General features: G+C 65.0%; 23 protein-coding genes. 10 read left to right on the forward strand and 13 right to left on the reverse strand.

Annotated features, from left to right (window positions below; translation table 11 throughout):
• Positions 1-120 precede the first annotated feature (120 nt).
• The 4 genes from AC1POX_RS12210 to AC1POX_RS12225 all read left to right on the forward strand — a co-directional run bounded on the left by AC1POX_RS12210 (position 121) and on the right by AC1POX_RS12225 (position 3,907).
• Positions 121-1,032, forward strand: a complete 912-nt coding sequence (locus AC1POX_RS12210; protein WP_122272920.1) for a helix-turn-helix domain-containing protein — start codon at positions 121-123, stop codon at positions 1,030-1,032.
• 132 nt (positions 1,033-1,164) lie between these two features.
• Positions 1,165-2,346, forward strand: a complete 1,182-nt coding sequence (locus AC1POX_RS12215; protein ID WP_372356213.1) for a cytochrome P450 — start codon at positions 1,165-1,167, stop codon at positions 2,344-2,346.
• A 9-nt stretch (positions 2,347-2,355) separates the two neighbouring features.
• Complete coding sequence (locus tag AC1POX_RS12220; RefSeq protein ID WP_008577916.1) at positions 2,356-2,664, forward strand: 2Fe-2S iron-sulfur cluster-binding protein; 309 nt, start codon at positions 2,356-2,358, stop codon at positions 2,662-2,664.
• Between the two features lie 22 nt (positions 2,665-2,686).
• The gene (locus AC1POX_RS12225; protein WP_372356214.1) at positions 2,687-3,907 is read left to right on the forward strand and encodes an NAD(P)/FAD-dependent oxidoreductase; all 1,221 of its coding nucleotides are present in this window, start codon (positions 2,687-2,689) and stop codon (positions 3,905-3,907) included.
• Positions 3,908-4,063: 156 nt separating this feature from the next.
• Here AC1POX_RS12225 and AC1POX_RS12230 read toward each other — a convergent pair whose 3' ends face one another.
• Positions 4,064-4,954 (reverse strand): LysR family transcriptional regulator, encoded by an 891-nt coding sequence (locus tag AC1POX_RS12230; RefSeq protein ID WP_008577914.1) that lies wholly within the window; start codon positions 4,952-4,954, stop codon positions 4,064-4,066.
• A 109-nt stretch (positions 4,955-5,063) separates the two neighbouring features.
• Between AC1POX_RS12230 and AC1POX_RS12235 the strand changes: the two genes are divergently transcribed.
• On the forward strand, positions 5,064-6,635 hold the full coding sequence (locus AC1POX_RS12235; RefSeq protein ID WP_372356215.1) for a proton-conducting transporter transmembrane domain-containing protein: 1,572 nt from the start codon (positions 5,064-5,066) through the stop codon (positions 6,633-6,635).
• Positions 6,636-6,662: 27 nt separating this feature from the next.
• A complete protein-coding gene (locus tag AC1POX_RS12240) occupies positions 6,663-9,101 on the forward strand; it encodes a YbcC family protein (protein ID WP_372356216.1) in 2,439 nt (812 codons plus the stop codon).
• 146 nt (positions 9,102-9,247) lie between these two features.
• Here AC1POX_RS12240 and guaA read toward each other — a convergent pair whose 3' ends face one another.
• From guaA to folD, 3 genes are all read right to left on the reverse strand, one after another.
• The gene (gene guaA / locus AC1POX_RS12245; RefSeq protein ID WP_071117506.1) at positions 9,248-10,813 is read right to left on the reverse strand and encodes a glutamine-hydrolyzing GMP synthase; all 1,566 of its coding nucleotides are present in this window, start codon (positions 10,811-10,813) and stop codon (positions 9,248-9,250) included.
• Between the two features lie 121 nt (positions 10,814-10,934).
• Positions 10,935-12,392, reverse strand: coding sequence for an IMP dehydrogenase (gene guaB, locus AC1POX_RS12250; protein WP_008572372.1), 1,458 nt, complete (start codon positions 12,390-12,392; stop codon positions 10,935-10,937).
• 181 nt (positions 12,393-12,573) lie between these two features.
• On the reverse strand, positions 12,574-13,485 hold the full coding sequence (gene folD, locus AC1POX_RS12255; RefSeq protein WP_008572374.1) for a bifunctional methylenetetrahydrofolate dehydrogenase/methenyltetrahydrofolate cyclohydrolase FolD: 912 nt from the start codon (positions 13,483-13,485) through the stop codon (positions 12,574-12,576).
• 49 nt (positions 13,486-13,534) lie between these two features.
• On the opposite strand from folD, the gene AC1POX_RS12260 reads away from it, so the two are divergent.
• Positions 13,535-13,855, forward strand: coding sequence for a DUF1244 domain-containing protein (locus AC1POX_RS12260; protein WP_029819542.1), 321 nt, complete (start codon positions 13,535-13,537; stop codon positions 13,853-13,855).
• A 270-nt stretch (positions 13,856-14,125) separates the two neighbouring features.
• Here the strand turns inward: AC1POX_RS12260 and AC1POX_RS12265 are convergent, their stop codons facing one another.
• The 9 genes from AC1POX_RS12265 to cmk form a co-directional block, all read right to left on the reverse strand.
• On the reverse strand, positions 14,126-15,976 hold the full coding sequence (locus AC1POX_RS12265; RefSeq protein WP_109290978.1) for a monovalent cation:proton antiporter-2 (CPA2) family protein: 1,851 nt from the start codon (positions 15,974-15,976) through the stop codon (positions 14,126-14,128).
• Between the two features lie 173 nt (positions 15,977-16,149).
• A complete protein-coding gene (gene galU / locus AC1POX_RS12270; RefSeq protein ID WP_008572379.1) occupies positions 16,150-17,043 on the reverse strand; it encodes a UTP--glucose-1-phosphate uridylyltransferase GalU in 894 nt (297 codons plus the stop codon).
• The gene (locus AC1POX_RS12275; protein ID WP_011347661.1) at positions 17,043-18,950 is read right to left on the reverse strand and encodes a polysaccharide biosynthesis protein; all 1,908 of its coding nucleotides are present in this window, start codon (positions 18,948-18,950) and stop codon (positions 17,043-17,045) included. The genes galU and AC1POX_RS12275 overlap by 1 nt, the downstream gene beginning before the upstream one ends.
• Before the next feature lie 13 nt (positions 18,951-18,963).
• Positions 18,964-19,932 carry an MraY family glycosyltransferase gene (locus tag AC1POX_RS12280; RefSeq protein WP_372357173.1) on the reverse strand — a complete coding sequence of 323 codons (969 nt, stop codon included), beginning with the start codon at positions 19,930-19,932 and terminating at the stop codon, positions 18,964-18,966.
• A complete protein-coding gene (gene lapB / locus AC1POX_RS12285; protein ID WP_003489647.1) occupies positions 19,932-21,110 on the reverse strand; it encodes a lipopolysaccharide assembly protein LapB in 1,179 nt (392 codons plus the stop codon). The genes AC1POX_RS12280 and lapB overlap by 1 nt, the downstream gene beginning before the upstream one ends.
• A 6-nt stretch (positions 21,111-21,116) precedes the next feature.
• A complete protein-coding gene (locus tag AC1POX_RS12290) occupies positions 21,117-21,422 on the reverse strand; it encodes a lipopolysaccharide assembly protein LapA domain-containing protein (RefSeq protein ID WP_003489650.1) in 306 nt (101 codons plus the stop codon).
• A gap of 66 nt (positions 21,423-21,488) precedes the next feature.
• Positions 21,489-21,800 carry an integration host factor subunit beta gene (locus AC1POX_RS12295; RefSeq protein ID WP_008572387.1) on the reverse strand — a complete coding sequence of 104 codons (312 nt, stop codon included), beginning with the start codon at positions 21,798-21,800 and terminating at the stop codon, positions 21,489-21,491.
• An 88-nt stretch (positions 21,801-21,888) separates the two neighbouring features.
• On the reverse strand, positions 21,889-23,574 hold the full coding sequence (gene rpsA, locus AC1POX_RS12300; protein WP_003489652.1) for a 30S ribosomal protein S1: 1,686 nt from the start codon (positions 23,572-23,574) through the stop codon (positions 21,889-21,891).
• Between the two features lie 182 nt (positions 23,575-23,756).
• Positions 23,757-24,440 (reverse strand): (d)CMP kinase, encoded by a 684-nt coding sequence (gene cmk, locus AC1POX_RS12305; protein WP_008572390.1) that lies wholly within the window; start codon positions 24,438-24,440, stop codon positions 23,757-23,759.
• A 172-nt stretch (positions 24,441-24,612) separates the two neighbouring features.
• Between cmk and ykgO the strand changes: the two genes are divergently transcribed.
• From ykgO to AC1POX_RS12320, 3 genes are all read left to right on the forward strand, one after another.
• Positions 24,613-24,738 (forward strand): type B 50S ribosomal protein L36, encoded by a 126-nt coding sequence (ykgO, locus tag AC1POX_RS12310; protein ID WP_005913193.1) that lies wholly within the window; start codon positions 24,613-24,615, stop codon positions 24,736-24,738.
• 240 nt (positions 24,739-24,978) lie between these two features.
• Positions 24,979-25,320 carry a hypothetical protein gene (locus AC1POX_RS12315; protein ID WP_007970129.1) on the forward strand — a complete coding sequence of 114 codons (342 nt, stop codon included), beginning with the start codon at positions 24,979-24,981 and terminating at the stop codon, positions 25,318-25,320.
• A 235-nt stretch (positions 25,321-25,555) separates the two neighbouring features.
• A complete protein-coding gene (locus AC1POX_RS12320; RefSeq protein ID WP_218488430.1) occupies positions 25,556-26,590 on the forward strand; it encodes an agmatine deiminase family protein in 1,035 nt (344 codons plus the stop codon).
• Positions 26,591-26,671 lie beyond the last annotated feature (81 nt).

Raw genomic sequence — 26,671 nt, forward strand, 5'->3', positions numbered from 1 at the left:
CAGCCGCTCGCCAACCTGCAGATTGATGCGCCGCAAAACGACAGGGGCGCAATCGCGTGCATCATCTTGCGACCCGCCCCGGGTCAGCCAGCCGTTGCTTCCGTTCCGGAGGACGTCGCCATGCCAACCACCGAGCTGTTCGACACCACGGCGATCCAAGCCGGCGCGCGCCTGCGCTATTGGAAAGACCTGGTAAGAACGGCCTTCGACAACATGGAGATCGAGCCGGCATCGCAACGCTTCTGCGCGCGCATGCAGAGGCGAGGCTTCGGTTCGATGCACCTGACCACCGTCGAGTCGACTCCCGTGGCGATCGATTCCAGGCGCAGCAGCAACTACGATGGCGTCTACCTGATGCGCAACGAGCATGGCAGCTGCGACGTCTATCAGCATGGCCGGCAGGCGCGTTTGCAAGCCGGCGAACTGGTCGTGTTGCGCGCGCGCGATCCGTATCGCATCGAATGCAGCCGCGATCACCGCACACGCGTGCTCTACCTGCCCGGCACCGATCTGGCCGATCAGTTGGCTGCGCAGAGCGCCACCGCTTATCGCGGCGAACAGTTCCAGTTGCTCGGCAATTTCATCGCGCATCTCGATCACCTCGGCGCCGGGCAGCACGTTTCGACGCTGCTGACCACCGCCTGTGCCCTATTGGCGCTGACCTGGCCTGCGGCTGCCGGCACGCATTCGGGAAGGAGCACCGCGCTCACCTGGCAGGCGCGCCTGCGCCAGCATGTGCATCAGCATCTCGCCGATCCGGGGCTTGGTGCGCAGAGCATCGCCCAGCATTTCGGCATCACGCCCCGCTATGTGCAACTGCTGTTCGCTGCCGCGCACACCTCCCTCGGTGCGTATGTGCTCGAACAGCGCCTGCAGTGGGTGGCCGAGCGCCTGCGCGATCCGGTCGCCGCGCCCATCGGCGAGATCGCGCTGGAGGCAGGCTTCAGCGACGTCTCGCATTTCTGCCGCTGCTTCCGCAAACGCTTCGGCAGCAGCGCACGTGCCTACCGCAACGGCGCAAACGCCGGTTAGCGTGCAGCGCTGGATGCCGATTTCGCTCCTGGTCAAGTTTGCTTCGTCGCTCGCCAAGCGCTGCCGCCGTCGCGCTCTCTAAGCTGCGCGTGCCCATGTCGGGTACGAACCACCAGCCGGAGGCGGCACCGCATGAATGCCTTGAGTCGCATCAGCAGCGATATCGATCTGTTTACCGACGACGCGTTGCACGACCCCTACCCGCTCTATGCCGAACTGCGCAATCTCGGGCCTGCCGCCTACCTGCGCACCTATGACCTCTACTACCTGGGCCGCTACGAGCAGGTGCGCAAGGCGCTGATGGATTGGCAGACATTTTCGTCCGCGCAGGGCGCCGGGCTCAATCCGGTCATCAACAAGCAGTGGGAACACGCGCTGATCTGCGTCGATCCGCCCATGCACGGTGGCACCCGCAAGCTGTTCACCGAACGTCTCGGTCCACGCCATCTGCAGCACGTCCAAGACACCATCCATCAACGCGCCGACGAACTGGCAAGAAGCCTGCAGCAGCGCGAGCAGTTCGATGGCGTACGCGACGTCGCCCACGATCTGCCGGTCAATGTCATTTTCGATCTGATCGGATGGCCGGAAGAAGCGCGCGGCGAACTGGCGGCGCTGGCCGCCGGCTGCTTCGATGCCTGTGGCCCGGACTCCTTACGCATGCGCGCGGCCCTGCCACGCCTTGAAGCGATGCGGGCGTTCGTCGCCGACACCTACGACCGCGATCGGCTTACGCCCGGTGGCTTCGGTTCCACGGTCGCCGCCGCCGGCAAGCGCGGCGAGATCCCGCGCGAAGCGGCCATCGGCCTGATGGAGGGCTATGTCATCGCCGCCTTCGACACCACGATCAATGCCATCAGCAATGGGCTATGGCAGTTCGCGCAACATCCCGAGCAGTGGGAAAGGTTGCGCCAGGATCCGGGCAAGGCATCTGCCGCCTTCCAGGAAATCGTCCGCATCGACGGCCCGCTGCAGCACCTCTCGCGCGTGACTACCCGCAAGGTCGATCTGGGCGAAGGTGTCGTGCTTCCCGCAGGCGCGCGGGTGATCGTGAGCTATGCCTCGGCCAATCGCGACGAACGCCATTATCCGGAACCGGACCGCTTCGATATCGAGCGCAATCCCGTCGATCACCTGGGATTTGGGCTGGCGACGCACAATTGCGCAGGCCAGGCGCTCGCCAAGCTGGAAGGGATGGCCACATTCGCAGCGTTGGCCCGCTACATCGACCACTTCACGCTGACCGGGCCGGTGCAACGCATTCCCAACAGCATCACCCGTGGGCTGTCGCATCTGCCCATGCGCGCGTACTAGGAAGCGACCATGCCCACCATCACCTATATCGAACCGAGCGGCGAGACCGTGGCGGTCGACCTCGCGCCGGGATGGACCCTGATGCAAGGGGCCATGCATCACGGCATCGATGGCATCGAAGCGCAGTGCGGCGGCTCCTGTGCGTGCGCCACCTGCCATTGCTACGTGGAGGCCGGCGGCCAGGACCTGCCACTGCTGGACATGGAGGCCGGCATGCTCGACAGCGTGGCGGCCGAACGGCGCAGCAACAGCCGCCTGGCGTGCCAGCTCGTACCGACATCGGACATGACCGTACGCTTTCCGGATCGGCAGACATGAGCCTGCGCACGGCAGGTGCGCGATGAGCGGCATGGTCATCGTCGGTGCGGGTCAGGCGGGCCTGCAGACCGCCGAATCCCTGCGCAGCGGCGGCTATACGGGCTCCATCGTCTTATTGGGGGACGAGCCCTGCGCGCCCTATCACCGTCCACCGCTTTCCAAGGGGTTTCTGCTGGGCGAGGTGAGCGACACCCAGCTGTACATTCGCGCACCCGAGGCCTTGAACCGCAAGGGCATCCAGTGGCATGCCAGCGCCCGGGTGATGCGCATCGAACACGCCACCCGCACGCTGCACCTGGATGACGGCAGCACCCTGGGCTACACGGGGCTGTGTCTAGCCACCGGCGCACGCGCCCGCCGGCTGGAGGTCCCAGGCGCCGGGCTCGGCCATGTCTGCATGTTGCGCGACATGGCCGACACTCGCGCGCTTGCCGCGATCCTGCCGCACACCTCGCAGGTGGTGGTGATCGGTGGCGGCTTCATCGGGCTGGAATTCGCCTCCATCGCCAGGCGGCTCGGCAAGCAGGTCGTTGTGCTGGAGGCGGCCGATCGGCTGATGGCGCGCGTCGTCAGCCCGCAACTGGCGAACTTCTTCCTTCGCCTGCATCGAGACAACGGCGCGACCATCGAACTGGGCAGCAACGTCAGCGCATTGAGCGGCAATCGCGGCGTGGTGACTGCCGTCCACACCGCGGACGGGCGCGTGTTCCCGGCAGACCTGGTCGTCGTCGGGATCGGCGTCATCCCCAACGGCGAACTGGCCCAGCAGGCCGGATTGGCTTGCGATCGCGGGGCATTGATCGTGGACGCGTGCGCACGCAGTAGCAGCCCCGGCATCGTCGGTGCCGGCGACTGCACGGTGCGGCAGCGTGCAGGCAGCGGTTTGCTGCGGCTGGAGTCGGTCCAGAATGCAATCGAACAAGCCAAATCCGCTGCCGCCTCACTGCTGGGCGAGCATCGCCCCTACCCTGCGTTGCCCTGGTTCTGGTCGGAGCAGTACGAGGTCAGGCTGCAAATGGCCGGCTTTGCCGCAGGCCACACGCAGGCGGTGGTGCGCGGCGACCTGGCGACCAGCACGTTCTCCCTCTTCTACTACGTCGATGGCGAACTCTGCGCCGTGGACTCGATCAATCGGCCACAGGATCATCTGGCGGCCCGCAAGCTGCTCGAACTGGGACGCTCGCCGACGCCGCAGCAAGCCGCCGACCCCAACTTCGCGTTGACCAGCCTCATCCCCGCCTAGCAATGCGGCTGGTCGATCCGGCTCGAGCCCGCGCGCCTGCGCTTCGGCGGTGCGGCTGCACGCGCGCCTTGCGTTCAAGACCGCACTGCAGCGGCTTGGCGCCCCCTGTCAATGCATGGGTCTGCATGCCTGCCCGCAGATGGCAACCGAGCGGCATTACGGGCTGTCTGGCCTGGTCGAGGGCTGCAGCAGAAGCCGGAGCAGAGGATTCGGGAAACGTCGCGACATGGTCACCGCATGGAAAGTCTCCACGATGTCCGGCAATTGATCGCCTTCCATCAACGCGCCAGCGGCGATCTCGTCCTTGACCACGATCGGCGGAAGAACCGCCAGGCCGATGTCCTCGCGGGCAAGCAGTCGCATCATCGCCATGTCCTCCACTTCCGCCACGATCTGCGGCCGCACGCCCAGCCGGTCGGCCAATGCGTCGAAGCCGATGCGCACGCTGCTATCCACCGTCGGCAGGATGATGGGGTGGCTGCGAAGGCGGTCGGCGAAGCTGGCCGCATGGCCCAGGCGATCCGGCGTCCCCACCAGGCTGACCGGGTACTCCGCGAGCCGGTGAGTGACGAAGGGGGACAGCGCGTCGCCGGCAGGTGCCCGATTCAGCAGCACCACGTCGAGATTGAGCGCCTCCAGTGCGCGCAGCAGTTCACCCGCGCTGCCCGAACGCAAAATGAGGTCGATGTCGGTGCGGCCCAGCAGCGGCCGCAGGAATTCCATCTGGAAGTTGCGCGACAGCGTGGCAAGCGAGCCGACCCGCAGCGCCTGCCGCGCCGCACCTGTCTGCCGCAGCGTGCCGAGCAGTTCATCGCCGGTGGCAAAAATCGCATCGGCATGGTCGAGCACGATCTGTCCGGCCTCGGTCAGATGCAGTTGTCGCCCGCGGCGTTCGAACAGCGCATGGCCCAGGCGCTCCTCCAGCTTGCGGATTTGCACCGAAAGCGCCGACTGGGTGAGGTTGAGACGCTCGGCAGTACGGGTGAGGTTGCCGTCGTGCGCGACCGCCCAGAAGTAGCGCAGATGGTTGTAGTTCAAGGCGGCCATATCATTCGATAATAACGAACGAATCTGCAAGAACAATGAATTTTTATTCAACTCCACCGATCGCTATCGTGGCGCGGCCCGCCACCACGTTCGTTCTTAGGGGATTGCCTTGTCGCTCTATCTACTCCCACTGTTCGCACCACTCCTGTTGCTGACCGCCGCTGTCGTCGCCTTGGGGCGCGGCGGTCGGCCTCCACTGAAGATTCCCCTCCTCGCCGAAGGCGCCGCGCTCGGCGCGCTCTGCATCGCGATCGCATCGCTGGCGCTGGTGCTCTTGCGAGGCACCGGCGCCAGCCCGCTGATCGGATGGGGCGATATCGGCCTGTCCGCGCGGCTGGACGCGGTCAGCGTGACGATGCTCCTGCTGGTGGCCTTCGTTGGCTGGATCGTGGTGCGGTACGCGCGCACCTATCTCGACGGCGAGGCACGCCAGGGCTATTTCACCGGGTGGCTGTGCATGGCGCTGGCAGCGGTGCTGCTGCTGGTGCAGGCCAGCAACCTGGTCCAGGTCGTCATCGCCTGGATCGCCACCAGCATCGCGATGCATCGCCTGCTGCTGTTCTACCCCGAGCGCGTCGAGGCGCAGCGCGCCGCACGCAAGAAGCGCGTGTTCTCCACCACCGGCGGTATCGCCCTGACCTGCGGCGCGGTGCTGATCTGGAAAAGCATGGGCACGACCGATATCGCCACGATCAATGCGCTGGCCGCGCGCGGGCAGCACTCCTGGGCGCTGGTCGCGGCGGCCGCCCTGATCGCACTCGCGGCGGTGCTGAAATCGGCGCAGTTCCCGACCCACGGCTGGCTCACCGAGATGATGGAAGCGCCCACGCCGGTATCGGCCTTGCTGCACGCCGGCGTGGTCAACGGCGGCGGCTTCCTGCTGATCCGCTTTGCCGATCTGATGCTCGCCGCCCCCGGCGTGCTCGCCGTGCTGGCCATGCTGGGCGGGTTCACCGCCTTGTTCGGCGCGCTGGTGATGCTGACCCAGCCGGCGGTCAAGACCTCGCTGGCCTGGTCCACGGTCGCGCAGATGGGATTCATGATGCTCCAGTGCGGTCTGGCGCTGTTCCCGCTGGCCCTGCTGCACATCGTGGCGCACTCGCTCTACAAGGCGCACGCGTTCCTGGCCTCCGGCGGCGCGGTCGAGCAGGTGGCGGCCATCCGCCGGCCCGGGCCGGTCGCCGTTCCGAACGGGTCGGCGGTCGGCCGCGCATTTTTGATCGCACTGGCGATCTATATCGGCATCGGCACTGCCTTCGGGTTCACCTTCGGCTTCGAGCACAAGTCGCCACAGGCGCTGGCACTGGGCGCGATCCTGATCTTTGGTGTCGCCTACCTGCTGGCCCAGGGCCTTGCCGATGCCGCGCCACGCCCTCTTACCCGCAGGACGGCGATCTGCGCCAGTGCCGCAGCGATCGGCTACTTCGCGCTGCAGACCGCTGCCGAATGGCTGACGGCCGGCGTGCTGCCAGGCACGCCCGCACCGGGGCGGCTGGAGTGGACGCTGATGACGCTTGCGGTACTGAGCTTCGGGCTGGTGGCGGTGGCGCAGGCGCTGTTCCCGCTCTGGGCCTCGCACCCCGCGGCTGCCGGGCTCCGCGTCCACCTCTCCAATGGGCTGTATGCCAACGCCACGATCGATCGCCTGCTCGGCGGCTGGTCCATTCGCAAGACCTCCTGAACCCCTTCACCCCAGGCCCCCACGCTGATGACCACCACGCCCACCGCCATGCCTGTGTCCCCGTCCCACGATGTGATCATCGCCGTCGCCCAACGTGCGGCACGCGCCATCCCGCCGCTGTGGCCGCTCGCCTCCAGCGTTGCGGTCAACCCCTTCCTCGGCCAGGGCAGCGAGCCGTTGGAAATGGCGGGGGCGCGACTGCGGCGCGCGTCCGGTATCGCGATCACCATGCCGCGGTCCTGGTATGCAGAGCGGCTACAGTCCGGCCAGATCGCCGAGCAGGATCTGCAAGCCGCCTTGCAGAACGCGCCGGCAGCCCTGCGGCCGCCGAACTTGCCCGCCCTGAAACAGGCGGTCCAAGCCGCACGCCCTGCCCCGCAGGCGCTCCCCACGGTCGCCGAGCTGGCCCGCGACGCGGATGCGGTCGACTGGCCCGGCATCGTCAACGAGCGTATCGGTCACTGGGCAGCCGGCTATTTCGACCAGGGCCAGGCGCTGTGGGCGGTCGGCCAGTCCGGTGGCGCCTACAGCACCTGGCGGATCATCGCGACCCACGATCTGACTCCGGAAATCGCCGGCCTGGCAGGTTTCGCACGCTATGTGGCGGAGGCGCCAGCCAATGCCGAAGACGCCATCGTCGACTGCGTCGCTCGCCTGGGACTTTCGCAGGACGCACTGGACGGTTATTTCCACCGCTTGCTGACCACGTTGGGCGGCTGGGGCCAGCTCGCCCGGTATCGGCTCTGGCAGGCAGAGTTGAGCGGCGCAACCGATGCATGCGTCACCGATCTGCTCGCCATCCGCCTGCTCTGGGAAGCCGCGCTGCTGGGCAACGGCGCCTGCACGCTGGTGCCTGGCTGGCAGAGGGCCGTTGCCGCCTACGCCGAGCCGGTCGCTGCAACGTCGGACGATGTCATCGACAGCATCCTGCAGGAAGCGGCCGAACGTGCCGCGCAGCGCAAGCTCAACGCCGTGCTGGCCGCGCCATCGCCGGCCCAGGTCGCATCTGGGCGTGTGAAGCTGCAAATGGCGTTCTGCATCGATGTGCGCTCGGAAGTCTTCCGCCGGGCGCTGGAAAGCCTCGATTCGGGCATCCAGACCCTCGGGTTTGCAGGGTTTTTCGGCTTGGGCATCGGCCATCGTCGGTTTGCCTCGGACGTGGTCGAAGCGCGCCTGCCCGTATTGCTCACGCCAGGTGTGACTACCTGCGCGGGAGATGCAACATCGTCGGCCGCCGCCTCCGACCTCAGCGCACGGATCGCGGCACGTGCCAAGCGCGCCTGGGGCCGCTTCAAGCTGGCGGCCATTTCCTCGTTCGCCTTCGTCGAGGCCACCGGCCCGATCTACGTCGCCAAGCTACTGCGCGACGGGCTGGCGCTGGCCCGCCCGCATGCACCGGACGAGCCTGCGCCACGCTCTGCCGACGGGCTGGACCTGGAGACCCGGCTGACCATGGCCACGCGCATCCTCAAGGCGATGTCGTTCACCGGCGGCTTCGCCCGGCTGGTGGTACTCGCCGGCCATGGTGCGAAAGTGGTCAACAACCCTCATGCGAGCGCGCTGCACTGCGGCGCATGCGGCGGCTATTCGGGCGAAGTGAACGCGCGGTTGCTCGCGTCGCTGCTCAACGACAGCCAGGTGCGCGCCGGTCTTGCCGCACGCGGCATCGTCATTCCCGCCGACACGTTATTTCTGGCTGCACTGCACGACACCACGACCGATGCGGTCACCCTCTACACCGCCGATCACCCTTCGCCTGGGCATGCCGACGATCTCGCCCAAGCGAGGCAGTGGCTGGCCGCAGCCGGGGCGCTGGCGCGCGGGGAACGTGCCGTGCGCCTGCCCCGCGCGCATCGCAGCCAGGACATCGCACATCGCGCCCGCGACTGGGCCGAGATTCGCCCCGAATGGGCACTTGCCGGCTGCCAGGCCTTCATCGCCGCACCGCGCTCGCGCACTGCCGGGCGCGATCTGGCCGGACGCGCCTTCCTCCATGACTACGACTGGCGCTACGACGACGGCTTCGGCGTGCTGGAGTTGATCCTGACCGCACCGGTCGTCGTCGCCAGCTGGATCAGCCTGCAGTACTACGGATCCACCGTCGCGCCCGAGAGTCTTGGTGCCGGCAACAAGCTGCTGCACAACGTCACCGGCGGCATCGGTGTGGTCGAGGGCAACGGCGGGATCCTGCGCACCGGGTTGCCGTGGCAATCGGTGCATGACGGCCAACGCCTGACCCACGAGCCGCTGCGGCTCTCCGTGCTGATCGAAGCACCGCCCGAGGCGATCGCCACCATCCTCGAACGGCACCCGCAGGTCCGCGCCCTGTTCGACAATCGCTGGCTGCACCTGTTCGCGCTGGACGACGAAGGCCGCATGGCGCAGCGCTATCTCGGCAACCTGCGCTGGGAGACGTGTTTCGGGGATGCGCCTTCGGAGAGCAATCGCACGGCCCTCCTCGCGTAAGACAGGTTCTTGCTCGACTGCGCCCCCGCTCGTGGATGGCGGGGGCGAACCTGGAATCTACTTCCAAGCTCGGAGCAACGCCGCCCGATCAGATCATCGGTGCGGCGATTTCGATCGCCGAAACAGTGGGTTCGGCAGACCGGCGGTCACTCCCACTCGATCGTCGCAGGCGGCTTGCCCGAGATGTCGTAGACCACGCGCGACACACCACGCAGTTCGTTGATGATGCGGTTGCTCACGGTGCCGAGGAAGTCGTACGGCAGGTGCGCCCAATGCGCGGTCATGAAGTCGATGGTCTCCACCGCGCGCAGCGCGATCACCCATTCGTAGGCGCGGGCGTCGCCGACCACGCCGACCGACTTCACCGGCAGGAACACCGCGAAGGCCTGGCTGGTCCTGTCGTACAGGTCGGCCTTGCGCAGTTCATCGATGAAGATCGCGTCGGCCTTGGCCAGCAACTCGGCGTACTCGCGCTTCACCTCGCCCAGAATGCGCACGCCCAGGCCGGGGCCCGGGAACGGGTGGCGATACACCATGCTGCGCGGCAGGCCGAGTTCCACGCCAAGGCGACGCACCTCGTCCTTGAACAATTCGCGCAACGGCTCGACCAGGCCCAGCTTCATGTGCTCGGGCAAGCCACCGACGTTATGGTGGCTCTTGATCACGTGCGCCTTGCCGGTCTTGCTGCCGGCCGACTCGATCACGTCCGGATAGATCGTGCCCTGCGCCAGCCACTTGGCATTGGCCAGCTTGTTGGATTCTTCGTCGAAGATCTCCACGAACAGGTTGCCGATGATCTTGCGCTTGGCTTCCGGGTCGCTGACGCCTTCCAGCTTGGCGAAATAACGGTCGGCGGCGTTGACGCGAATCACCTTGACGCCCATGTGCTCGGCGAACATCGCCATCACCTGGTCGCCTTCCTGCCAACGCAGCAAGCCGGTATCGACGAACACGCAGGTCAGCTTGTCGCCGATCGCCTTGTGCAGCAGCGCGGCCACCACCGACGAATCGACGCCGCCGGACAACCCAAGAATCACTTCATCGTCGCCCACCTGTTCGCGCACGCGCGCGATCTGGTCCTCGATGATGTTGGCCGCAGTCCACAGCGTCTGGCAGCCGCAGACATCCACCACGAAGCGGCGCAGCAAGGTCTGGCCCTGCAAGGTATGCGTCACCTCAGGATGGAACTGCACGCCGTACCAACGCTTGGCTTCGTTGGACATGGCCGCCACCGGGATGCGGTCGGTCGTGGCGGTAATGGTGAAGCCCGGCGGCACCTGCGACACGTGGTCGCCGTGGCTCATCCATACATTCAGGCGCGAGGCGCCGGCGTGGTCGGTCAGGCCGGAGAACAAGGCATCTGCCGCCACCACGTCCACTTCGGCATGACCGAATTCGCGTTGATCCGCTGCCTCGGTCGCACCACCCAATTGCGCGGCGAGGGTCTGCATGCCGTAGCAGATACCGAACACCGGCAGGCCGCTATCGAACACTTCCTGCGGCGCCACCGGTGCGCCCGGCAACGTGGTCGACTCCGGGCCGCCGGACAGGATGATGCCCTTGGCACCGAAACCGGCAATCTCCGACGGATCGTGATCCCACGCCCAAATCTCGCAGTAGACCCCGATCTCGCGAATACGCCGTGCAATCAACTGGGTGTACTGCGCGCCGAAGTCGAGGATGAGGATCTTGTCGGTATGGATGTTGGTCATTGAGAGCCGGGAATCGAGAATCGGGATGAGGGAATCGCAACAGCAAACGCAGCGCCGACCGCTATCGGATGAGGAGGCGGCGGGCTCTTACGATTCCCGATTCGCGATTCCCCATTCCCGGTTACCCGGCGCGATAGTTCGGCGGCTCTTTGGTGATCTGCACGTCGTGCACGTGGCTTTCGCGCTGGCCGGCGCCGGTGATCTTGACGAACTTGGGCTTGGTCCGCATGTCTTCGATGGTGGCGCAGCCCACATAGCCCATGGTCGCGCGCAGGCCACCGATGAGCTGATGGATGATGCCGCCGACCGGCCCGCGATACGGCACGCGGCCCTCGATGCCTTCGGGAACCAGCTTGTCGGCATCGGAGGCATCCTGGAAGTAGCGGTCCTTGGACCCCTTTTCCATCGCACCCAGGCTACCCATGCCGCGGTAGCTCTTGTAGCTGCGGCCCTGGAACAGTTCGACCTCGCCCGGCGCTTCTTCGGTACCGGCCAACAGGCCGCCGACCATCACCGTCGAGGCACCGGCCACCAGCGCCTTGCCGATGTCGCCGGAATAGCGGATGCCGCCATCGGCAATCAAGGGGATGCGGTCCTGCAGCGCTTCGGCCACCATGTCCACCGCAGTGATCTGCGGCACGCCCACGCCGGCAACCACTCGCGTGGTGCAGATCGAACCCGGGCCCACGCCGACCTTGACCGCGTCCGCACCGGCATCCATCAACGCCAATGCCGCATCGCCGGTGACGATGTTGCCGCCGATCACCTGCAACTGCGGATAGGTCTTCTTGACCCACGCCACGCGATCGATCACGCCCTGCGAATGGCCATGCGCGGTATCGACAATCACCACGTCCACGCCGGCTGCGGCAAGCAGCTCGATGCGCTGCTCGGTATCGCCGCCCACGCCCACCGCCGCGCCCACCAGCAAACGCTTGGCGCTGTCCTTGGCGGCATTGGGGTTGTCGGTCTTCTTCTGGATGTCCTTGACCGTGATCAGGCCGCGCAGCTCGAAGCTGTCGTTGACCACCAGGACCTTTTCGATCCGGTTGCGATGCAGCAGCTCGAGCACTTCCTCATCGCTGGCGCCTTCGCGCACGGTAATCAGGCGGTCCTTCTTGGTCATGATGTGGCGGACCGGATCGTCGAGCTTCTTTTCGAAGCGCATGTCGCGGCTGGTGACGATACCGACCAGTTCGCTGCCATCCACCACCGGCACGCCGGAGATGTTGCGCGCGCGCGTCAGTGCCAGCACTTCGCCGATGGTCGTGTCCGGACTGACGGTGAACGGCTCGGTGATCACGCCGGATTCGAACTTCTTGACCCGTGCCACTTCGCCGGCTTGCTGCTGCGGGGTCAGGTTCTTGTGGATGATGCCGATGCCGCCCAGCTGGGCCATGGCCACCGCAAGACGGTGTTCGGTCACTGTGTCCATTGCCGCCGACAGAATCGGCAGTTTCAGGCGCAGGTCGCGCGTCAGCCGGGTTTCCAGGCTGACGTCCTTGGGCAGGACGATCGAATGAGCGGGGACGAGCGAAACGTCGTCGTAGGTGAGAGCTTCAGCCTGGATGCGTAGCATCGGCGGACCCGAGTTTTGGGGAAGCGCGGCATTTTAACGCATTGGAGCCGGGATTGGGGAGTCGGGATTCGCAACGGCGGGCCCTGCACCGTTCGCCGTTCGCTTGTTTGTCAGGATGCCGATGGCCGGCCGATCCCGGACGCAATCCGGATGGGCCGACGCGTGCGCGTGGCCGCTGCGGTTAACCAATCCCCAATCCCGAATCCCCACTCCCGGCGGCATCGGCGGCCTCGATGGTGTTCTGCATGAGCGTGGCCACCGTCATTGGCCCTACCCCGCCCGGCACCGGAGTGATCCAGGCCGCGCGCTGCGCGGCGGCGTCGAAGCCGACGTCGCCCACCAGGCGGCCATCATCGAGCCGGTTGATGCCGACATCGATCACCACCGCGCCCGGCTTGACCCATTCGCCCGGAATCAGGCCCGGGCGGCCCACCGCCACCACCAGGATGTCGGCATTGCGCACGCTCGCTTCCAGCACATCGGGCGGGGTGAATTTGTGGCAACTGGTGACCGTGCACCCGGCGATCAATAGCTCCAACCCCATCGGACGGCCCACGTGGTTGCTCACCCCCACGATGGTAGCGTTGCGGCCGCGCACCGGTTGGTCGGTATGCCCGAGCAAGGTCACGATGCCGCGCGGCGTGCACGGGCGCAGCCCGAATTCGCGCAAGGCCAGATGCCCGACATTCTGCGGATGGAATCCGTCCACGTCCTTGCGCGGGTCGATGCGCTGAATCAGCCGGTTGGCATCGGGGATGCCCGGCAGCGGCAGCTGGATCAGAATGCCGTGGATCTTGGGGTCGGCATTGAGCTCATCGATCAGCGACGCCAGCTGGGCTTCGCTGGTGCCCTGCGGCAGGTCGTAATCGAAGGCTTCGATGCCGACCTTCTCGGCCGCGCGCCGCTTGTTGCGCACATACACCGACGATGCCGGATCGCCACCGACCAGCACCACCGCCAGCCCGGGTCGCGCCTTGCCGGCGGCCAGCCGCGCATCCACCCGCAGCTTCAATCCGTCGAGCAATTCCTCGGCAATGCGGCGACCATCGAGAAGGCGGGCCGAAGCGGAGGCAGCTGGCGCAGAAGCGGTCATGGGGCGTCAGGTGTAGAGTCGAAGGCCGTCTATTGTCCCCGATTCCGCAATGACCGACACCACCTCACGCACCGATTCAAGCACCACTTCGATCGAAGCGGCAGCATTTCGCCGTCTCTTGCAGCATCTCAATCGGGACCGCACCGATGTGCAGAACATCGACCTGATGATTCTCGCCGGCTTCTGCCGCAATTGCCTGGGCGATTGGTACCGCGAAGCGGCCGAAGCGCAAGGCCAGGCCATGACCAAGGAACAGGCGCGCGAAGCCGTTTACGGCATGCCATTTGCCCAGTGGAAACAGCAGCATCAGAAAGACGCCACGCCCGAGCAGTTGGAAGCCTTCGCCGCCGCCCAGCGCAAGCATGGCTAGTAGGCATCGGTGAGCGCGCCTGCCAGAACGTCCCGTCAATCTTTGGCGGGATGTGGGCGCACTGAGGAGCCGGAGCGCCCGAGCGATCCGTACCGCATCGAGCAGGGGTGGCGCACCCGACGCCTGCGCAGGCGTGTGTGCCCGCTCCTGGCGGCCAACAAGACCTAGTGAGCAGTCGTCCAATCGCGGCTATCGCGCCGGACGACTGGCGCACCGCATCGCGCACTGGCCATGCCGCGGAGCGCCTGCGCAGCGGTTTGTGGGCCGCCCTTAGTCGCGCGTCTGTGTCTCTGCTGGCTCAGCCTGCGGCACCGCATCGGGATTCAACGTGCGGCTGCCGCGACGCGGCCGCGTGAACGGCGTGGGCCGGGGCGCGATCGGCACGGTGTTGCCATACATCAGCTTGGCTCCGGCGCGTGCATCGCCGGCAGCAATCTCCAGTTCGAAACGCTCGGCATCGCGGCGGCGGATCTGACGCGAAATCATGCCGGCTTCGTCCTCGTCCACCCCCAGCTCCACCAGCGCCACTTTGCCGAAGAGCACCGCCGACTCGAAGGTCTCGCGGATCTGGTAATCCACTCCCGCAGCGACCAACTGCAGCGAATGCTGGCGGTCGTACGAACGCACCAGCAGCTTGGCATGCGGAAACTCGCGCGTTGCCAGCTCGACGATGCGATTGGCCGCCTCCTGGTTGTCGACGCACACCGCAATCGCACGTGCGCTGTGCGCGCCGGAGGCGTGCAACACATCGAGCCGGGTGCCGTCGCCGTAGTAGATCTTGAAACCAAATTCTTCCGCGCTCTGGATCATCTCGATGTCGTTATCGATGATGGTCACATCCACGTCGCGCGCCAGCAGCGACTGACTGGCCACCTGTCCAAAGCGCCCAAAGCCGATGATCAGCACGCTGCCGGTCTGGCCACTGGCTGCTTCCACGCCATCCAGCGAGACCGCCGCCGCCGGCGTCAGCCGCCGTTGCAGCAGCACGAACAATGGCGTCAGTGCCATCGACAACACCACGATCGCGGTCAGGCTGGCATTGACCTGGGCATCGATGACGCCGGATGCCGACGCGGCGGCAAACAGCACGAATGCGAATTCGCCGCCTTGCGCCATCAACACACCACGGTCCAGCGCCTGGCGATGGTCGCTGTGCATCAGCCGCGCCACCGCATAGATGCACACGCCCTTACCCACCATCAGAGCCGGCACGCCCATCACGATCAGGCGCCAGTCCGCCGCCACCACGCGCAAGTCCAGGCTCATGCCGACACCGAGAAAAAACAGCCCCAGCAGGATGCCGCGAAAAGGTTCGATATCCGCTTCGATCTGATGCCGGAACGTGGACTCGGACAACAGCACGCCGGCCAGGAACGCCCCCATCGCCATCGACAGCCCGCCCACCTGCATCAGCAGCGCGGCGCCCAGCACCACCAGCAATGCCGCTGCCGTCATCACCTCGCGCGCCTTGGATGCGGCCAGGATGCGGAACAAGGGATTGAGCAGCCAACGCCCGGCCGCCAGCAAGCCGACGATGCAGGCCAGACCGATGCCGATTCCCTGCCAACGCTGCGATGCCGCCTGCGGGTCGCCGCTGGCTCCCATCCAGGCCACGATCGCCAGCAACGGCACGATCAACAGGTCTTCGAACAGCAGGATCGCCACGATCTTCTGCCCCGGCGGCAAGGCGACGTCGCCACGCTCTGCCAAGAGCTGCATCACCACGGCAGTGGATGTCAGCACGAAACCGGACGCCGCCACGAAGGCCACCGGTAGCGCAAAGCCGAGCAACATGCCGACGCCGGTCAACACCAGCGCGCAGACCGCGATCTGCAGCGTGCCGAGTCCGAAGATTTCCTTGCGCAAACTCCACAGGTGCGAGGGGCGCATTTCCAGCCCGATCACGAACAGAAACATCACCACGCCCAACTCGGCCACATGCAGGATGGCTTGCGGCTCGTTGAACAGGCCCAACCCGAACGGACCAATTGCCAGTCCCGCCGCCAGATAACCCAACACCGAGCCCAGGCCCAGACGACGGAACAACGGGATTGCCACCACGGCAGCGCCGAGCAGCACTACCACGTTGATCAGCTCACTGGATTCGGCAGGTTGGCTCATGCCCGGATTCTAGCGGCACTTGCGCGGCCCCAGCCTGCATCAGGGTGCGCATCTTCGTCCCCGCTTGGGCTTGCCAAGCCGAGCTCTGCCGGCGCGGCAAAGCATACGGCAAGCCCCTAAACGACGAACGACGCCAGCTGGCGTCGTTCGTGGAAACAGCGATCAGGCAACACTCAGCCGCGCGCGTCGGCCTGGGCCAGTGCATTGCGCAGGATTTCCTTCGCTGGGCCGCCATGCTTTTCGTGCTCAAGCGCGAAATGCACGGTGGCTTCGATCAGGCCGATGTGCGCGCCGCAATCGAAACGGCGACCTTCGAAACGGAAGGCATCGACTTGCTCTTCCTTCAGCAACTCGGCAATCGCATCAGTGAGCTGGATTTCGCCGCCCGCGCCTGCACCGGTGGCTTCGAGCAGGTCGAAGATCTTGGGGCTCAGCACGTAACGACCGACCACGGCCAGATTGCTTGGCGCGACTTCCGGCTTGGGCTTTTCGACGATCGCGTTGATGCGGCCCTTGCGGCCGTCGAACGCGTCGGTGGAAACGATGCCGTAGCTGGCGGTCTTGTCGTGCGGCACGTCTTCCACGGCGATCACGCTGCCGCCCGAGGCTTCGGCCACGTTGGCCATCTGGGTCAGCGCGGCATCGCCGCGGTTCCACATCAGATCGTCCGGCAGCAACACCGCGAACGGCTCGTCACCGACAACGGCCTTGGCACACAACACCGCATGGCCCAGGCCAAGCGCCTCTGCCTGCGTGACAAAAATGGCGCGGACGCCCTCGGGCAATGCATGGCGCACCAGCTCCAGCTGCTCCAGCTTGCCTGCGCGCTCCAGCTTCTGCTCGAGCTCATAGGCTTTGTCGAAGTAGTCGGCAATGGAGTGCTTGTAGCGGTTGGTAACGAAGATCAGCGTATCGCAACCAGCCTGGATGGCTTCGTCGACGGCGTACTGGATCAATGGCTTGTCGATGATTGGCAGCATTTCTTTCGGCACTGTCTTGGTTGCCGGAAGAAAGCGGGTCCCAAGACCTGCGACGGGGAATACGGCCTTGCGAATACGCTGGCTCATTACAGTCTTCTGACCTCACGTGCGGGGAATGGAACGACCGTATCAGATCGCGCGTCGACTTTCCGTCGAGCAGCCGCGAAATCCGGCATCAGGCTGCCCAATACAGTCTCCATCGCGTTGATGTCATAGCGGTTAACGGCCTCGCGCAAGCGCGTCACCAGCTGCAGCACCTGCTCATGCGAGAACTCGCGCACACCGGCTTCCAGAATCTTGGGGTGCGCGGTGGGACGATAGTCTTCGTCGGAATAGAACAGCGTCTCATGCAGCTTCTCGCCCGGCCGCAGGCCGGTATAGAGAATCGCCACGTCCTTGCCCGGCTGCTTGCCGGCCAGTCGGATCATCTGCTCGGCAAGCAAGCGAATCGGCACCGGCTCGCCCATGTCCAGCGTATAGATCGCACCATGCGATGCAGATGCAGCCGCCTGGATGACCAACTGGCAGGCTTCGGGGATGGTCATGAAGTAACGCGTGACATCCGGATGCGTCACGGTCACCGGGCCGCCCTGGCGGATCTGTTCGCGGAACAACGGCACCACGCTGCCGGCCGAATCCAGCACGTTGCCGAAGCGCACGGTGATGAAGCGCGTCGGCGCATCGCGCGCGTCAAGGCTCTGGCAGATCATTTCTGCATAGCGCTTGCTTGCGCCCAGCACATTGACCGGCTCGACCGCCTTGTCGGTGGAAATGAAGACGAACGTCTCGATACGTGCCCGCTGGCAAGCGCGCGCCACGTTCTCGGTCGCCAGCACGTTGTTGCGCACCGCCTCGCGCAACTGCTCTTCCAGCAACGGCACCTGCTTGTACGCAGCCGCATGAAAGACCGCGTCCGGCGTGGCAGTGTTCAACGCATGCGCCACGACCGCCGGGTCGCCGCAATCGCCCAACACGCGCACCACTTCGATATCCGGAAACAGCCGGCGCAGATCCGAGTCGATGGTCAGTAGCGCCAGCTCGTCGATTTCCAGCAGCACGATCCGGCGCGCGCCATGGCGTGCGCACTGGCGGCAGACTTCCGAACCGATCGAACCGCCGGCGCCGGTCACCATCACGGTCTTGTTGGTCAGCCAGTCGCGGATCAGGCGCCAGTCGGGCGTGACCGGCTTGCGGTTGAGCAGGTCCTCGATCGCGACCTCCTTCAACTCGCCCGGCAAGGAGCGCCCTTCCAGCACGTTGATCAGCTTGGGCACCATGCGGAACGGCAAGCCGGTGCTTTCGCAAATCGCCACCACGCGCTGCATGCCGGAGGCATCCAGCGATGGAATCGCGATCACCAGTAATTTGGCAGCAGTCTCTTTGGCAATCGCGGCGGCCTGGTCCAGATTGCCCAGCACATTGAGGCCCTGGATCTTGGCGCCATGCAGGTTGCTGGCATCGTCCAGATAGCCGATCGGCACAAACGCACCGGTACGGCGAAGATCGCGCACCAACCCTTCGGCGGCGCGCCCGGCGCCGAGGATCAGCACGCGCTGCCCCGCATCACCGGAATGCGCGATCTGGTAGTCCTTCCAAGCGCGATACAGCAGACGCGGCGTACCCAGCATGGCCGACAACGCAAAGGGATAGACCACCAGCACCGACAGCGGCACGCCATCCAGACGGTCGTACGCCAACGCCAGCACGATCGCGACCAATCCGAGAAAACTCGACTTGAAGATGTTCCACAGGTCCGGCACCGAGGCGAAGCGCCACAACCCGCGATACAACCCCATCTTCCAGAACACCAGGCCCTGCGCCACCAGCACCACCGCGGTGCGCCAGTCCCACAGCGGCAGATCCGGCGCGTCGCGTAGCATCGAGTAGCGGCCGGCATGCAGGAGCTGCCAGCACACCCACACCATCAGCAGGTCGTGTACCACGACCGCTATCTGCGGCAGGGCCTTGGTCAAACGGTCACGCCAGGAAATCATAAAAGTCCATTAGTCAGGAATTGCGCAATCCATCGCGCAGAAAATGCCAGATTGCAGTGGTGCCCATGCCCCATGCCAGCGCGCCGGACACCTGCAGCCAGAACGGATCATGACGGATTAACAGGTACAAGCAGACGGCAATGAGGCTGAAAGCGAAATAAACGCACGTTACCGGAACGTGCGTCTCAAGACGACGCGCCAGACGTTGATAGACGTGCTGGGCATGCGGTTCCCACCAGCGTTGCCCAGAAAGCATGCGAGCAAGCAGTGTGAAGCCGGCGTCTACAACAAAGACCGTCAACGGGAACCAGCTGATCCACCAGCTCACCTGACCACTCGCTACGTTCAGCGCCAATAGCGCCGCCAGCACATAGCCGAGCGCACCGCTGCCGCCATCGCCCATGAAGATGCGTGCACGTGGGAAATTGAACGGCACAAACCCAAGGCACGCCGCTGCAACCGCCAGACCTGCCCACGACCAACCGGCAGGCGCTACCAGCGAGAATCCGAGCGCGGCCAACGCCGCCTGGGTGCTGGCCAGCCCATTGATGCCATCCATGAAATTCCAGACATTGATCAATACCACAGACGCAGCGGCAGTCAGCAATCCATCCCACACGCTGCCCGTGTCATGCCAAACCAAGGCGCCCAATGCCGCCGACGCGGCCAGGTGAATCGAAAACCGCAGCCTTGCCGAAAGCGGACGATGATCGTCCCACCACCCTACGCCGGCCACGGCGATCAGGCCCGCTGCGAACCAGCAAACCGTCAGCCGCGACGTCGGCCACAGCGCGCAAGCTGCAACGCAGCCCAGCAAGATCGCCGCCACAATCGCCATACCGCCGCCGCGCGGGGTAGCGACCACGTGGCTACGCCGTTCACCGGGATGATCGAGCAGGCGGCGGTGCAAGGCATAGCGCCGCAGCCCCCAGGTCCCCAGTGCCGCGACCAGCAGGTGCAGCGCGCACCACAGCCACGCCATCAGACCACCGCGTAGTTCAACAGCGGTTTGACCGTACCCCATTCCTTGCAGCTCGGGCATTGCCAATGATGCGTCTTGGCACCGAAGCCGCAGCGCGTGCATCGGTAGCTCGGATTGCGCACCAGCAATTGGTCGGTGATGTGCTTGAGGTCCTGCAAGGTGCCGACCGGGTCGCTTCCCTCGGCCAGGGTGAGATCGATCAACGCCGACTCACCACGCACCGACGGCCGATCCTTGAGCTGGCGGCCAAGATAGGCCAGCGCAGGCGCGACGCCATCCTGGGCTTCCATCAACTGGGTCAGCGCCAGCACCGGAGCGATGCCGCGATAGTGCTCGGTCATCTCCGACAGGAAGTTGCGCGCCCCCGCGATATCGCCGACCCGTCGATACGCGGCCATCAATGCAGGAATGATCTCGGGCAGGTATTCCGGATCATGCCGGGCAGCCCGTTCGAAAGCGCGCACTGCCGCTTCGTCGTGACCGCGCTCGGCTTCGATGCGCCCTTCCAGAATGCCGGCGCGCACGGAGGTGCCATCGGCCTGGTAGGCACGTGCGATGGCTTGTAGCGCATCGTCGGTCTTGCCCAGGCCGCGATAGCGATCAGCCAGTTCGCATTCGAATTGCGAGATCAGTTTGCCCATCGGCTCACCGGTCACTTCTTCGTAGCGGGTGGCGTTGTCGATCGCCTTTTCCCAATCGCGCTCGGCCTGATAGATGCCGATCAGGTGCCGCAGCGCCTGCGGCGCGCGCTGGTCCAGTTGCGCCAACTCGGTAAAGACCGTTTCGGCACGATCCAGCAGACCCGACTTCATGTAGTCCTCGCCGAGTGCCAGCAAGGCCTGCACGCGCTGCTGATCGGTCAGGTCGCCACGCTGCACCAGGCCCTGGTGCAGGCGGATCGCACGATCCACTTCACCACGGCGACGGAACAGATGCCCCAACGCGACCTGGGTCTCGAAGGTTTCCTTGTCCAGTTCGGCGATATGCAAGAACAGCTCGATCGCCTTGTCCGGCTGCTCGTTGAGCAGATAGTTCAACCCACGGAAATAAGTACTGGAAAGACGACTGACCTGCGTGTCGCCATGGCGTTGACCGCCACGACGGCCCACGATCCAGCCGCCTAGCGCAGCCAGCGGCACAAACAGGAAGAACCAGATCCACTCGGTCAGAAAGTCCATACGTCGTTACAGTCCATCGATGGGGCGCGGCTCGACGGTCGCAGGCGTGACAGGCCTGGCGTCGGCGCGACTGACCGCAACAGCCTTGTTGGCCTGGCGCAGTTTGGAATAGAGGGGAATGACCACACTGACCAGCACCATGCCGGCACCGATCAACACACCGACCAGCAGCGCGACGATGATCGCGACGCCTGAACTGGTATGCACGCTGGAGAACAGGAAGTCGAGCGTGACGTCCTGGGAATTGACCGCACCGATGATCAGACCGACCAACAGGAAGGCCAACATCACCAGCAAGCGAAGCACCTTCATGGCGAGACTCCGTCGGGAAGCATGCTAGCTTAACCGAGACGACATAAACGCAGCGCCAGACGGGCTTCAGTCTGCCGTATCGACCACATCCACGGGCACCACGGAGCTGACCCGCTCACGCAATTCCTTGCCCGGCTTGAAGTGGGGAACATGCTTGCCCGGCAGCGCGACCGACTCGCCGGTCTTGGGATTACGTCCCAGACGTGGCGGACGGTAATGCAGCGAAAAACTGCCGAACCCGCGAATTTCGATCCGATCGCCATCGGAGAGCGCCTGCCCCATCATTTCCAGCAGCGACTTCACTGCCAGATCCACGTCGTCCGACTTCAGATGCGCTTGGCGTCGCGCCAGGATTTCAATCAATTCGGACTTGGTCATGGGAAGACTTGCTTTTTTCGACTGACACATCGGAATCGGCCCGGGCAAGCCCGGGCCGATCCATTACGCTCTTGCGAGCGCTACGCGCTTACTCGGACTTGTTGTTGTTCAACTGTGCACGCAGCAGCGCGCCCAGCTGAGTCATGCCGCCCGACGCGGAGGCGGACTGGTAGTCCTCCAACGTTTCGCGCATTTCGGCATCGTCCTTGGCCTTGATCGACAGCTGCAGGGTGCGGCCCTTACGGTCCATGCCCACGAACTTGGCTTCGATCTTGTCGCCGACCTTCAGGTGCTGAGTGGCGTCGTCGACGCGCTCGTTGGCGATGTCGCGTGCAGCGACGTAGCCTTCGATGCCATCGGCCAGATCGATCGTGGCGCCCTTGGCATCCACTTCACGCACCACGCCTTCGACCTTCGAGCCCTTCGGGTTGGACGCCATGTACTGACCGAACGGGTCCTGCTCCAGCTGCTTGACGCCCAGGCTGATGCGCTCGCGCTCCGGGTCCACTGCCAGCACCACGGCTTCCAGCGTGTCGCCCTTCTTGTAATTGCGCACGACATCTTCGCCGGTGGTGTTCCAGCTGATGTCGGACAGGTGGACCAGACCGTCGATGCCGCCGTCCAGACCGATGAAGATGCCGAAGTCGGTGATCGACTTGATCTGACCGGACACCTTGTCGTTCTTCTTGTGGGTGGCAGCGAAGGTTTCCCACGGATTGGCGGCAACCTGCTTCATGCCCAGCGAGATGCGGCGACGCTCCTCGTCCACGTCCAGGACCATGACTTCGACTTCGTCACCGACCTGCACGACCTTGGACGGGTTGACGTTCTTGTTGGTCCAATCCATCTCGGAGACGTGCACCAGGCCTTCGACGCCCGGCTCGATCTCGACGAACGCGCCGTAATCGGTGACGTTGGAGACCTTGCCGAACACGCGGCTGTTGGCCGGGTAACGACGCGCGATGTTGTCCCACGGATCTTCGCCCAGCTGCTTCAGGCCGAGGCTGACGCGGTTACGCTCGCGATCGAACTTCAGCACGCGCACGTCCAGCTCGTCGCCGACGTTGACCACTTCGGACGGATGGCGCACGCGCTTCCAGGCCATGTCGGTGATGTGCAGCAGGCCGTCGATACCGCCCAGGTCCACGAACGCGCCGTAGTCGGTCAGGTTCTTGACGACACCCTTCAGGATCGCGCCTTCCTGCAGCTTATCCATCAGCTGCTCGCGCTCTTCCGAGTGCTCGCTTTCGACCACTGCACGACGCGAGACAACGACGTTGTTGCGCTTGCGGTCCAGCTTGATCAGCTTGAACTCAAGTTCCTTGCCTTCCAGGTAGGCCGGGTCGCGCACCGGGCGCACATCCACCAGCGAACCGGGCAGGAACGCGCGGACATCCTTGATGTCCACGGTGAAACCACCCTTGACCTTGCCGCTGATGCGGCCGGTGATGGTTTCGTTCTTTTCCAACGCTTCTTCGAGCTCGTCCCACACCATCGCGCGCTTGGCCTTCTCGCGCGACAACACGGTTTCGCCGAAGCCGTTCTCGATGGAATCGAGGGCGACCTTGACCTGGTCGCCTACGCCGACATCGATCTCGCCAGCGTCGTTACGGAACTGCTCGATCGGCACGATGCCTTCGGACTTCAGGCCAGCGTTGATCACCACCACGTCGCCGCGGACTTCCACGACGGTACCGGTGACGATGGAGCCCGGCTTCAGCTTCGCCAGATTGGCTTGGCTGGCTTCGAACAGTTCTGCAAAAGATTCTGTCATTTGAATTTACTCAGTTGAACACACGGGCGCCGATTGTCGGGGTGCGACAGATGCGAACCGCCCAGCCTGTTGGTCGACTCGGGAAAGCGAGTCGGTTGGAAGTCATAGAACCGCCACGCAGGATGCGCGACGGAGCTTTGGAACGCCTTACGGTCGGCGGGACAAACCCGCTTGCCAAACGCTTACGACGGCGCGCGGTCTGCGAGCAACCCGACCACACGCTGGACGACATCTTCGATTCCCATTCCGCTGGTATCGATCAGCACGGCGTCTTCGGCCGGCCGCAATGGCGCCACCACCCGCTGCGCATCACGGGCATCACGGGCCATGATCTCGCGCAGCAGGTCGTCAAAGATAACCGAAACACCCTTTTCCATCAACTGTTTATGGCGACGGCCCGCACGTTCTTCGGCACTGGCGGTCAGAAATACTTTGTAGGCCGCATCGGGGAAGATCACCGTGCCCATGTCGCGCCCGTCGGCAACCAGTCCGGGGGCGCGCCTGAATGCGCGCTGGCGCTCTTTCAGGGCGCTGCGCACCTCGGGAATGGCGGCAATGGCCGAGGCCAGCGCGCCCGTAGTTTCCAGGCGCAGCTCACTGGTCGCATCTGCGCCATTGACCAGCACGCGCAGCCCTGCCTCGCCCGCATCGTCGAACTCCACCCTGGTGTCGAAGGTGCAACGCACCAGCGCTGCCGGGTCGGAGACATCCAGGTCGGCCCAGCTCGCCGCCACACCCACCGCGCGATACAGTGCACCCGAATCGAGGTAATGCCAGCCCAGCCGGGCGGCCACGATCCGGCTCACGGTGCCCTTACCGGCACCGGAAGGGCCATCGATGGTGAGAACGGGCGACAGGTCGGTCATTCAGGTTTCCGGAAGGTCATCAGCGCGTAGTGTAGCGCCGCTCGCAGCGATCGCGCTGCAACCACTTGAAAGCACGACGAAAAGCCGGTTAGAATCGCCGGCTTAATTCCGGGTGCACCCTCGATCGTGGGCACTCTTCCATCGAATCCAACCGTTTACGCCGAGGTGTGCCATGAAAGTCCTGTCCTCCCTGAAGTCTGCGAAGACCCGTCACCGCGACTGCAAGGTGGTCCGCCGCCGCGGTAAGGTCTTCGTGATCTGCAAGTCGAACCCGCGTTTCAAGGCGCGTCAGCGCTAAGCCTTTGCGGCGCGTGCAAGACCCGAGAAAGCCGCCTTCGGGCGGTTTTTTCTTGGCCGCTGCTTCACAGTGGTTGACATACGGATCTACCGCCGGCCTGCCCACGCAGGACATCGCCGTCCCTGGGCCAGGGCGCCGGGCAATCGCGGCCCCGACAGGTCAGCCGTGTCGCAACAGCGCCTGTCGTCGTTTTTTGCTGTAATCACCATCTGAAATCTTGTCCACTGGGGAGTAGATGACATGCGTAACCGTTTGTTTGTGATGCCGCCGGTCGTGCTGACAATCGCGCTGATGGGGATCAGTGCCGTCGCTTCGGCCGATACATTGCTGGTCGACCGCGCACAGCAGAAGCCTGCCGCTGCCCTGCCCTTGCGCGGCGAGAGCATGAGCCAGGTCGAAGGCCGCTACGGCGCGCCACAGGAAAAGCTCGACCCACGTGGCGGCCAGAAGCGCCAGTGGCCGACCATCCATCGCTGGGTGTATCCGGCCTTCACCGTGTACTTCGAAAAGAGCAAGGTGATCGACGTGGTGGCCAACAAGGCCGATGCCAACGAGATTGGGCCCAAGCCGCCGATCCGCTGAGGCGTCGGTGACGGCTCGACCGGAGGTTTCGGCATCCGGTCTTCGCACGCCGGCCGTCACGATTCGCATCGCAAGGTGCACCGGGTCCGTCAGCAGCCGGACATGCGTTGCTGCGATGCTGTTACAAGGCCGGCGCGGCGATCGGCGACTGGATTGCAAGAGCCCGCATCCACGTGCGGGATATCGATGAACGAGCGGGCGATGGCCTGCACACCAAGATGAGTATTTGCCTGGCATGACCGACCGTCTTCGCTTTCCCGCCGAGTGGGAACCCCAATCCGCCGTGTTGCTCGCGTGGCCGCATGCCGGCACCGATTGGGCCGAGCGCCTGGCCGACGTGGAAGAGACCTATATTGCGCTGGTCACGGCGATCTCCCGCTTCGAGCCGGTGGTCATCTGCGTGGCCGACGACGACCTGCAGATCTATGCCGAGGCGCGGCTGCGTTCGGCGCGGGTGGAGATGACGCGCGTGCGCTTCGTGATCGCCGCGTACAACGACACCTGGCTGCGCGATTCGGGCCCGATCACGCTGCGCCAGGAAGCCGGCTTCCGGTTGATGGATTTCCGTTTCACCGGTTGGGGCGGCAAGTTCGAAGCCAGCCTGGACGATCAGTTGGTGAGTTCGCTGGATGCCGCGCAAGTGTTCGTGCCGGCGCAGGTGGAGACCATCGACTTCGCGCTGGAAGGTGGCGCCATCGAGACCGATGGTGCCGGCACCCTGCTGACCACCTGGAAGTGCCTGCATGAGCGGCATCCGCAGCGCACGCGCGAATCGCTCAGCAGCGATCTGGCCACGTGGCTGGCGCAAGAGCGCGTGCTGTGGCTGGATCACGGCTACCTGGAAGGCGACGATACCGACGCGCATATCGACACGCTGGCGCGCTTTGCCGGCCCGGATGCGATCGTTTATCAGGGCTGCGACGTGCCCGGCGATTCGCATTACGTCGAACTGCAGGCGATGGGGGCCGAACTGGCCGCGCTGCGCAGGGCCGACGGGCAGCCATATCGGCTGTTTGTGCTGCCGTGGGCACAGCCCATCCTCGATGAAGGCCGCCGGTTGGCTGCGTCGTATGCCAATTTCCTGATCGTCAACGGCGCAGTGCTGATGCCGGCCTATGGCGATGCGGCCGATGCAACCGCGCAGGCGGTGCTGGCGCAGGCATTCCCGCAGCACGAGATCGTGCCGGTGCCGTGCCGTGCGCTGATCTGGCAGAACGGCAGCCTGCATTGCCTGACCATGCAATTGCCGGCCGGCCTGCTCGCGGCCTAAGCGCAGTTGCGAACCTCGCCTGCGTCGCGGCCGCACAGACCGCGCGCGGCTTCCTGTTCCGGCCGGCAGGCCGGTGTTACG

The sequence above is a fragment of the Xanthomonas sp. NCPPB 3442 genome, from assembly GCF_056725145.1.

What these genes read in the sequence shown, in the direction of transcription:
- guaA (WP_071117506.1), bottom strand. Translation starts at nt 10,813, where the DNA reads ATGACCAACATCCATACCGACAAGATCCTCATCCTCGACTTCGGCGCG.
- AC1POX_RS12280 (WP_372357173.1), bottom strand. Translation starts at nt 19,932, where the DNA reads ATGGCGTGGCTGTGGTGCGCGCTGCACCTGCTGGTCGCGGCACTGGGG.
- rpsA (WP_003489652.1), bottom strand. Translation starts at nt 23,574, where the DNA reads ATGACAGAATCTTTTGCAGAACTGTTCGAAGCCAGCCAAGCCAATCTG.
- AC1POX_RS12260 (WP_029819542.1), top strand. Translation starts at nt 13,535, where the DNA reads ATGACCGACACCACCTCACGCACCGATTCAAGCACCACTTCGATCGAA.
- galU (WP_008572379.1), bottom strand. Translation starts at nt 17,043, where the DNA reads ATGAGCCAGCGTATTCGCAAGGCCGTATTCCCCGTCGCAGGTCTTGGG.
- ykgO (WP_005913193.1), top strand. Translation starts at nt 24,613, where the DNA reads ATGAAAGTCCTGTCCTCCCTGAAGTCTGCGAAGACCCGTCACCGCGAC.
- AC1POX_RS12295 (WP_008572387.1), bottom strand. Translation starts at nt 21,800, where the DNA reads ATGACCAAGTCCGAATTGATTGAAATCCTGGCGCGACGCCAAGCGCAT.
- AC1POX_RS12290 (WP_003489650.1), bottom strand. Translation starts at nt 21,422, where the DNA reads ATGAAGGTGCTTCGCTTGCTGGTGATGTTGGCCTTCCTGTTGGTCGGT.
- AC1POX_RS12230 (WP_008577914.1), bottom strand. Translation starts at nt 4,954, where the DNA reads ATGGCCGCCTTGAACTACAACCATCTGCGCTACTTCTGGGCGGTCGCG.
- AC1POX_RS12240 (WP_372356216.1), top strand. Translation starts at nt 6,663, where the DNA reads ATGACCACCACGCCCACCGCCATGCCTGTGTCCCCGTCCCACGATGTG.
- guaB (WP_008572372.1), bottom strand. Translation starts at nt 12,392, where the DNA reads ATGCTACGCATCCAGGCTGAAGCTCTCACCTACGACGACGTTTCGCTC.
- folD (WP_008572374.1), bottom strand. Translation starts at nt 13,485, where the DNA reads ATGACCGCTTCTGCGCCAGCTGCCTCCGCTTCGGCCCGCCTTCTCGAT.
- AC1POX_RS12275 (WP_011347661.1), bottom strand. Translation starts at nt 18,950, where the DNA reads ATGATTTCCTGGCGTGACCGTTTGACCAAGGCCCTGCCGCAGATAGCG.
- AC1POX_RS12215 (WP_372356213.1), top strand. Translation starts at nt 1,165, where the DNA reads ATGAATGCCTTGAGTCGCATCAGCAGCGATATCGATCTGTTTACCGAC.
- AC1POX_RS12265 (WP_109290978.1), bottom strand. Translation starts at nt 15,976, where the DNA reads ATGAGCCAACCTGCCGAATCCAGTGAGCTGATCAACGTGGTAGTGCTG.
- AC1POX_RS12320 (WP_218488430.1), top strand. Translation starts at nt 25,556, where the DNA reads ATGACCGACCGTCTTCGCTTTCCCGCCGAGTGGGAACCCCAATCCGCC.
- AC1POX_RS12225 (WP_372356214.1), top strand. Translation starts at nt 2,687, where the DNA reads ATGAGCGGCATGGTCATCGTCGGTGCGGGTCAGGCGGGCCTGCAGACC.
- AC1POX_RS12210 (WP_122272920.1), top strand. Translation starts at nt 121, where the DNA reads ATGCCAACCACCGAGCTGTTCGACACCACGGCGATCCAAGCCGGCGCG.
- cmk (WP_008572390.1), bottom strand. Translation starts at nt 24,440, where the DNA reads ATGACCGACCTGTCGCCCGTTCTCACCATCGATGGCCCTTCCGGTGCC.
- AC1POX_RS12315 (WP_007970129.1), top strand. Translation starts at nt 24,979, where the DNA reads ATGCGTAACCGTTTGTTTGTGATGCCGCCGGTCGTGCTGACAATCGCG.
- lapB (WP_003489647.1), bottom strand. Translation starts at nt 21,110, where the DNA reads ATGGACTTTCTGACCGAGTGGATCTGGTTCTTCCTGTTTGTGCCGCTG.
- AC1POX_RS12220 (WP_008577916.1), top strand. Translation starts at nt 2,356, where the DNA reads ATGCCCACCATCACCTATATCGAACCGAGCGGCGAGACCGTGGCGGTC.